This is a genomic window from Phenylobacterium sp. (assembly GCF_035276905.1).
Lineage (GTDB): Bacteria > Pseudomonadota > Alphaproteobacteria > Caulobacterales > Caulobacteraceae > Phenylobacterium.
In genome coordinates this window covers 1-7,071 of record NZ_DATELG010000040.1, presented here as the reverse complement: position 1 = coordinate 7,071, position 7,071 = coordinate 1, and the positions used below count along the sequence as shown (strand labels likewise).

Annotated in this window: 7 protein-coding genes; all 7 read right to left on the bottom strand. The window is 69.0% G+C overall.

Features of this window, described 5'->3' with window-relative positions; translation table 11 throughout:
- Window positions 1-156 precede the first annotated feature (156 nt).
- The 7 genes from VJS38_RS01480 to tsf all read right to left on the bottom strand — a co-directional run bounded on the left by VJS38_RS01480 (window position 157) and on the right by tsf (window position 6,995).
- The gene (locus tag VJS38_RS01480) at window positions 157-1,374 is read right to left on the bottom strand and encodes an RIP metalloprotease (RefSeq protein ID WP_324086383.1); all 1,218 of its coding nucleotides are present in this window, start codon (window positions 1,372-1,374) and stop codon (window positions 157-159) included.
- Between the two features lie 19 nt (window positions 1,375-1,393).
- Window positions 1,394-2,593: a 1-deoxy-D-xylulose-5-phosphate reductoisomerase gene (locus VJS38_RS01475; RefSeq protein WP_324086382.1), complete on the bottom strand. Its 1,200-nt coding sequence runs from the start codon at window positions 2,591-2,593 to the stop codon at window positions 1,394-1,396.
- Window positions 2,581-3,468: a phosphatidate cytidylyltransferase gene (locus VJS38_RS01470; RefSeq protein ID WP_324086381.1), complete on the bottom strand. Its 888-nt coding sequence runs from the start codon at window positions 3,466-3,468 to the stop codon at window positions 2,581-2,583. Before VJS38_RS01470 ends, VJS38_RS01475 begins: the two co-directional genes overlap by 13 nt.
- 119 nt (window positions 3,469-3,587) lie before the next feature.
- Window positions 3,588-4,376, bottom strand: coding sequence for a polyprenyl diphosphate synthase (uppS, locus tag VJS38_RS01465; protein ID WP_414692399.1), 789 nt, complete (start codon window positions 4,374-4,376; stop codon window positions 3,588-3,590).
- Between the two features lie 31 nt (window positions 4,377-4,407).
- Entirely contained in the window at window positions 4,408-4,974 is a 567-nt protein-coding gene (gene frr / locus VJS38_RS01460) for a ribosome recycling factor (protein WP_324086379.1), read from the bottom strand.
- Between the two features lie 39 nt (window positions 4,975-5,013).
- On the bottom strand, window positions 5,014-5,733 hold the full coding sequence (pyrH, locus tag VJS38_RS01455) for a UMP kinase (protein ID WP_324086378.1): 720 nt from the start codon (window positions 5,731-5,733) through the stop codon (window positions 5,014-5,016).
- Between the two features lie 323 nt (window positions 5,734-6,056).
- On the bottom strand, window positions 6,057-6,995 hold the full coding sequence (gene tsf, locus VJS38_RS01450; RefSeq protein ID WP_324086377.1) for a translation elongation factor Ts: 939 nt from the start codon (window positions 6,993-6,995) through the stop codon (window positions 6,057-6,059).
- Window positions 6,996-7,071 lie beyond the last annotated feature (76 nt).

Below are 7,071 nucleotides of genomic sequence, written 5' to 3'. Positions count from 1 at the left end.
CCGTGGCCGCGGGCGGCGCGGCCGCCTCCTGCGCCTGGGCCAGGATCGGCGCGGCCAATGCGGTCGTGCCCAACAGAAGGCCAAGGCCGGAGGATAGCGCAGCGCTGCGGGCGCGGTGTCTGTGCATCGAATCAGCCGTTTCGGAAAAGCGGTTCGCTAGGAGAATAGCGCGCCGAAGAATTTGAACACGTTCAAGCGCTGCAGATCGTTCCAGGTGGCGAACAACATCAATCCGAGCACCAGCGCAAGCCCCACCCGGTACCCTGCCGCTTGAACCTTGGCGGTAAGTGGGCGGCGCGCCACGGCCTCGAAGGCGTAGAACAACAGATGGCCGCCATCGAGGACCGGCACCGGCAGCAGGTTGAGGAAGCCGATGCCCACCGAGATGTTGGCGACGAGCTCCAGCATGGTGATGGCCCAGTTGGCCAGCATGGTGGGGACGTTCGGCGAGGCCTCGGCGGTCTTCTTGGCGATGTCGCCGGACAGCTGGGCCATCCCGAGCGGCCCGGAGAGCTGCTCGGCCGTCTCACGGCCGGAGACCAGCCGCCCCAGGTACTCGACCGTGGTCGTGATCCGCTCCCAGGTGCGCGCGACGCCCGCGCCCACCGCCTGCACGGGACCGTAGCGACGGACCTGCACGTCGCCCGGACGGCGCTTGTACTCCAGGCCCAGCGTGCCCAGGTGCTGCACGTGGCCGAGCTGGTCGACGACGGGCCCGCGCTCGGGCGTGGCGGTCAGACGCACGTCGCGTCCGTCACGGCGCACGACGATCTCCATCGGCGTGCCGGAGTGCAGCAGGACGATCATCTGCAGGTCGCCGAAGCTGTCGATTCGCTTGCCGTCCGCGCGCAGGACGACGTCGCCCTGATGGATTCCGGCCCGCTCAGCGGGACTGGCTGGCCGCACGCCGTCGACGCGGGCGGGCGCCACCGGCTCGCCGAGCGTCATCAGGAGGGTCGCGAAGATGACGATGGCCAGCAGGAAGTTGGCCATCGGGCCGGCGGCGACGATGAGCGCGCGCTGCCACAGCGGCTTGAAATGGAAATAGCGCCCCAGCGCCTGCGGCCCCTCGCGCGCGACGATCTCGCGCCGCATCTCGTCCAGGCCTTGCGCGTCGGGGACGCTGGCGGCGTTCTCGTCGCCGGCGAACTTCACATAGCCGCCGATCGGCAGCCAGCCGATCCGCCACTCGATCCCGGCCTTGTCGGTCCGGCGGAAGATCGAGCGGCCGAACCCGATCGAAAAGCGCTCGACCGCCGTGCCGAGCGCGCGCGCCGCCAGAAAGTGGCCGAGCTCATGGATGGTCACCACGGCGCCGATCACCACCACGAAGGGGAGGATGTAGAGGAGGATGTCGGCCAGGGCGCTGAACATCGAAGCTACTCCGCCGGGCTCACGCTGGAGCCTTTAAACCGCCGGCGACCTCTTCGGCCACGCGGCGGGCCGTCGCGTCGGCCGCCCGCGCCGTCTCCAACACGTCGCTCTCGTTGCGCCGGCCCCAGCCCTCGGCCTCCATCCGCTCGAGAGTGCGGGCGACCACCCGGGGGATATCCCCAAAGCCGATGCGGCGGGAGAGGAACGCGCCCACGGCGATTTCGTCGGCGGCGTTCATGATCGCCGGCGCCGAGCCGCCGGTCTCCAGCGCCGCCTTGGCGATCGCGAGCGCCGGGAACCGCACCGGATCCGGCGCCTCGAAGGTGAGCTGGCCGATGCGGGCGAGGTCCAGCCGGTCCGCCGGCCACGGCAGCCGGTCGGGCCAGGCGTAGGCGCAGGCGATCGGCGTGCGCATGTCCGGCGGCCCGAGCTGGGCGAGCGTCGAGCCGTCCGCGTACTCCACCAGGCTGTGCACGATCGACTGCGGATGGATCAAGACGTCGACGCGCTCCGGCGGCATGGCGAACAGATAGGCGGCCTCGATGACCTCGAGGCCCTTGTTCATCATCGTCGCGGAATCGACCGAAATCTTGGCGCCCATGCTCCAGTTCGGGTGCGCCAGCGCCTGCTCGGGCGTGGCCGCCTCCATCTGCTCGCGCGTCCAGCTGCGGAACGGCCCGCCCGAGGCGGTGAGAATCAGCCGGGCGACCTGGGCGGCGTTCTCCGGCTCGAACACCTGGAAGATGGCCGAATGCTCCGAATCCACCGGGATCACGGCGCCGCCGGCGCGCTTGGCGGTGCGCAGCAGCTCGGGCCCGGCGCAGATCAGGCTCTCCTTGTTGGCGAGCGCGATCACCGCGCCGGTGCGCGCCGCGGCCAGCGTCGGCGCAAGCCCGGCGAAGCCGACGATGGCCGACATCACCCACTGGGCCTCGCGGGTGGCGGCCTCGGCCACGGCCACAGCTCCGGCGGCGGTCTCGACGCCGCTGCCGGCCAGCAGCTCGCGCAGCCTGGGCAGGGCCGACTCGTCCTCCAGCACCGCGACCTGCGGCCGCCACCTGAGCGCCTGCTCCGCCAGTTTCTCGGCGTTACGGCCGGCGACCAGGGCGACGACCTCGACCTCCGCCCTCGCCTTCTCGAACAGGTCGAGCGTGGAAATTCCGACCGAGCCGGTCGAACCTAGGACGGTGACTCTACGCGGCAGGTTCAATGACCCCATCCCCAGTGGTTGGCCAGACGCGCCATCGCCATGACGACGACCGCGAACATCAGCCCGTCGACGCGGTCGAGCAAGCCCCCGTGTCCAGGGATCAGGTCGCCGGAGTCCTTGACCCCGAAGCGGCGCTTGAGAGCGGATTCCCAAAGGTCGCCGGCCATGGTGGCCAGACCGACCGTCAGGCCGATCAGGGCCGCAGCCCAGAGGTTGAGCTGGAACGCGGGCATGACGAAGCCCGGCAGGTTGATGTCGAGCGCCGAGGGGGCGGCGATCAGCACCCCCGTCAGGCTGGCGCAGACCAGGCCGCCGAAGAAGCCGGACCAGGTCTTGTTGGGCGAGAAGCGGGGCCAGAGCTTGGGCCCCTTGAGCGTGCTGCCGACGGCGAAGGCGCCGATGTCGGCGGCCCAGGTCACCAGGAACAGCATCAGCGTCCACCACTGGCCCTGGTTGGTCAGCCGCAGCCACGCCAGGCAGATCGCGGCCGGCGCGAGGTAGATGACCCCGAAGGCGGCGTCGGCTGGCCGCTCGGCGACCCCGCGCGCGACCAGCGCCGCAGCGGCGGCCCCCACGACCATTGCCGCCCAGGCTCGGACCGGGTGCTGCAGGTGGGTGAGGAAAAGGGCCGCCAGCACAGCGGCGGTCACCGCCGCGGCGACCCGAAGCGGCGCGCGCGGGGCGCTCATCCCGCCCCATTCGATCGCCAGCAGCGCAACGCCGATCGAGACCAGCACCAGATAGGGCCAGTTCGCCTCGATCATCACCGCGCCGAGCACGGCCGGCACGAGCACGGCCGCCGAGGCGATGCGCAGGGCCAGGTTGGTCCAGTCGAAGCGTCTAGTGCGCCGGATCTGAAGTTCGCTTGCGTCTGGGTCAAGCATCGGAGCGAACTTCAGATCCAAAAGGCGCACTAGAAAACAAGTACTTAGCTAGTGTCCCTATCGATTCCGAAGTTCGTCCGCGCCCGCCACAGGCGCGCGCGAACTTTGGAATCGGGACGCTAGCCTGTGGCAAGGACGTCATCGGCCAAGACCGCGCCATAGCGGCGTTCGCGTCCGGCGAACACCTCGAGCGCCGCCTTCAGGTGCTCCTCGCCGTAGTCCGGCCAGAGCACGTCCTGGAAGACGAATTCAGCGTAGGCCGATTCCCACAGCAGGAAGTTCGACAGCCGCTGCTCGCCTGACGGGCGGATCACCACGTCCGGCGGTGGGGAGTCCGCGGTCGCCAGGCGGGCGCCGAGCGCGGCCGCGTCGAGATCCTCCGGCCGGGCGCGGCCGGCCGCGACGTCCTCGGCGAACCGCCGCGCCGCCTCGACGAGGTCGGCCTGGCCGCCGTAGTTGAAGGCGATGTTCAGGAAGAAGCGGTCGTTCTTGGCGGTCCGGGCCTGGGCGTCGTCGATCAGTCTGACCAGTTCCGGCGACAGCCCCTGGCGCTGGCCCAGCACCCGCACGCGCACGCCGTCGCGCTCCAGGCGGACGATGTCGCTCTCGAAGTAGCGCTTCGGCAGCGCCATCAGCTCGGCCACCTCGGCGGCCGGGCGGCTCCAGTTCTCCGTCGAGAAGCCGAACACCGTCAGCCAGCCGATTCCCAAGTCCGGCGCCGCAGCCACCGTGCGCTTCAGCGCCTCGACGCCGGCGCGGTGGCCGAGGGTGCGCGGCAGGCCGCGCCGCTTCGCCCAGCGCCCGTTGCCGTCCATCACGATGGCCACATGCAGCGGGCGTTTCGGCGGGGCGCCGCACTGGGCGCCCGCATGCGGACTCTCGTTATGGGCGACCATGGACGTAGGCATTCCTTACGGGCGAGCGGGCCCCCCGGCTCGACTAGACGTGCATGATCTCTTGTTCTTTGGTTTTCAAGGCTTCGTCGACGCGCTTGATCGCCTCGTCGGTGAGCTTCTGGACCTCGGTCTCCATCCGCTTCAGCTCATCCTGGCTGATGGCGCCGTCCTTCTCCGCCTTCTTCAGGTCGTCGTTGGCGTCGCGCCGGATGTTGCGCACGGCCACGCGCTGCTGCTCGGCGTACTTGCTGGCGATCTTGGCGATCTCCTTGCGGCGCTCCTCGGTCAGCGGCGGGATCGGGATCCGCAGGTTCTGGCCGTCGACGACGGGGTTCAGGCCCAGGCCCGAGTTGCGGATCGCCTTCTCGACCGAGACGACGAGGCCGCGGTCCCAGACGTTGACGCTGATCATCCGCGGCTCCGGCACGTTGACTGCGCCCACCTGGTTGATCGGCACGCTCGAGCCGTAGGCGTCGACATGCACCTGGTCGAGCAGGTTCGCCGACGCGCGCCCGGTGCGCAGCGAGGCGAACTCGTCCTTCAGCGCGGCGACCGCCTTGTCCATGCGGTCCTTGTACTTGGAGAGCACCGGCTTTTCGGCGGTGGCCATGGGAATTCTCCCTTATCTGGTTCTTGGCTTTAAGGGGCCTTAGGCGATGGTGGTGTAGACGCCTTCGCCCCTCAAGACCTTCAGGAAATTGCCGCGTTCGCGGATGGAAAACACCACGATCGGAATCTGGTTGTCGCGCATCAGGCTGATCGCCGAAGCGTCCATCACGCGCAGGTCCTTGGCCAGGACCTCCTGGTAGCTGAGCGTCTGGTAGCGCTCGGCCGTCGGATCCTTCTTGGGATCGGCGGTGTAGACGCCGTCGACGCTGGTGCCCTTGAAGAGCGCGTCGCAGCCCATCTCCGCCGCGCGCAGCGCCCCCGTCGTGTCGGTGGTGAAGAACGGATTGCCGATGCCGGCGGCGAAGATCACCACCCGCCCCTTCTCCAGGTGGCGCAACGCGCGCCGGCGGATGTAGGGCTCGCAGACCGCCTCCATCGGGATCGCCGACTGCACGCGGGTGTAGACGCCGATCTTCTCCAGCGCGCCCTGCAGGGCCAGCGCGTTCATCACCGTCGCCAGCATGCCCATGTAGTCGGCGCTGGCCCGCTCCATGCCGCGCCCGGCGAGCGAGATGCCGCGGAAGATGTTGCCGCCGCCGATCACCAGGCAGAGCTCGACGCCTGTCTTGACGACCTCGGCGATGTCTTCGGCGGTGCGTTCGAGGGTGGCGGTGTCGATCCCGAAGCCCTGGTCCCCCATCAGAACCTCGCCCGAGACCTTCAGGAGGATCTTCTTGTAGCGCAAGGGGGCGTCGGGCATCGCTGAATCCGCAGTCGCTGAAGGGTGCTGGGAACATAGACCAGGACGATTTTCCGCCAAGCGGAAGCCGCACGGCGGCTGTGAATCATCCGGCCTTGCGCCGCCGGTCGCATGGCGGCGAAGCGGGGCGGCGTCCTGTTCAAATGGCGTGACGTCGCCCCGCTAGGGGCCCGATTCCGAATTTCGCAGGCGCTTGTGGCGGGCTCCGACGAACTTCGGAATCGATAGGGACACTAGCCAAGCATTTGTTTTCTAGTGTGCTTTTGTGGATCTGAAGTTCGCTCTGGCGTGCGAGGGCGACCTTCAGATCCAGCACACTCGTCCTAGCTCTGCCCGGTGAGCTGCGCGACTTCGGCCGCGAAGTCGTCGGTCTTCTTCTCCACGCCCTCGCCCAGGGCGAAACGGGCGAACGCCTTCAGCTTCACCGGCGAGCCGGTTTCCTTGCCGGTCTCGGCCACCAGCTGCTCGATGGTCTGGTCGGGGTTCATCACGAAAGGCTGCTTCAGGAGGACGACCTCCTCCTGCCACTTGCGGATCCGGCCCTCGACCATCTTTTCGGCGATCTCGCGGGGCTTGCCCGATTCCACCGCCATCTGGGTCTGGATCTCGCGCTCCTTGGCCACGACCTCGGGGTCGAGCTCGTCGCTGGTCAGGGCCAGCGGCGGGGTCGGCGTGCCGGCCACGTGCAGGGCGATGCGGCGGGCGACCTCGGCCAGTTGGGCCTGGTCGCCGGCGCCTTCCAGCGCGACGAGCACGGCCAGGCGGGCCACGTCGTCGCCCTGCTTGTTGTGCAGGTAGAGCGCCACGGCGCCCTGCTCGACGCCCAGCTTCACCGCACGACGGACGCGCATGTTCTCGCCGATGGTGGCGATCAGGTTGGTGACGACGTCGCTGACGAGCTCGCCCTTGGCGGTCTTGGCGGCCAGGATGGCGTCGACGCTGCCGTCGGTGGTCAGCGCGACGTCAGCGAAGTCGCGGGCCGCGGTCTGGAACGAGTCGTTCTTGGCCACGAAGTCGGTCTCGGCGTTGAACTCGACCAGCACGCCGGTCTTGCCGTCGGCGGCGATCTTGCCCGCCACGAGGCCTTCGGCGGCCGCGCGGTCAGCCTTCTTGGCGGCCTTGGCCAGGCCCTTGGTGCGCAGCCAGTCCATCGACGCCTCGACGTCGCCGTTGTTCTCTTGCAGCGCCTTCTTGCAGTCCATCATGCCTGCGCCGGACTTCTCGCGCAGGTCCTTGACCAGGGCAGCGGTGACTTCCGCCATGGGTCGGCTCCTTCAGGGTTTAAACGTAACCGGCGGGCCCGGCTTACGGGCCCGCCGTGACAGTCAGTTGATGGCG

Bases quoted from the DNA above. Each gene is read 5' to 3' on its own strand.
- pyrH (WP_324086378.1), bottom strand. From the start codon at position 5,733: ATGCCCGACGCCCCCTTGCGCTACAAGAAGATCCTCCTGAAGGTCTCG.
- frr (WP_324086379.1), bottom strand. From the start codon at position 4,974: ATGGCCACCGCCGAAAAGCCGGTGCTCTCCAAGTACAAGGACCGCATG.
- VJS38_RS01470 (WP_324086381.1), bottom strand. From the start codon at position 3,468: ATGCTTGACCCAGACGCAAGCGAACTTCAGATCCGGCGCACTAGACGC.
- VJS38_RS01480 (WP_324086383.1), bottom strand. From the start codon at position 1,374: ATGTTCAGCGCCCTGGCCGACATCCTCCTCTACATCCTCCCCTTCGTG.
- tsf (WP_324086377.1), bottom strand. From the start codon at position 6,995: ATGGCGGAAGTCACCGCTGCCCTGGTCAAGGACCTGCGCGAGAAGTCC.
- uppS (WP_414692399.1), bottom strand. From the start codon at position 4,376: ATGCCTACGTCCATGGTCGCCCATAACGAGAGTCCGCATGCGGGCGCC.
- VJS38_RS01475 (WP_324086382.1), bottom strand. From the start codon at position 2,593: ATGGGGTCATTGAACCTGCCGCGTAGAGTCACCGTCCTAGGTTCGACC.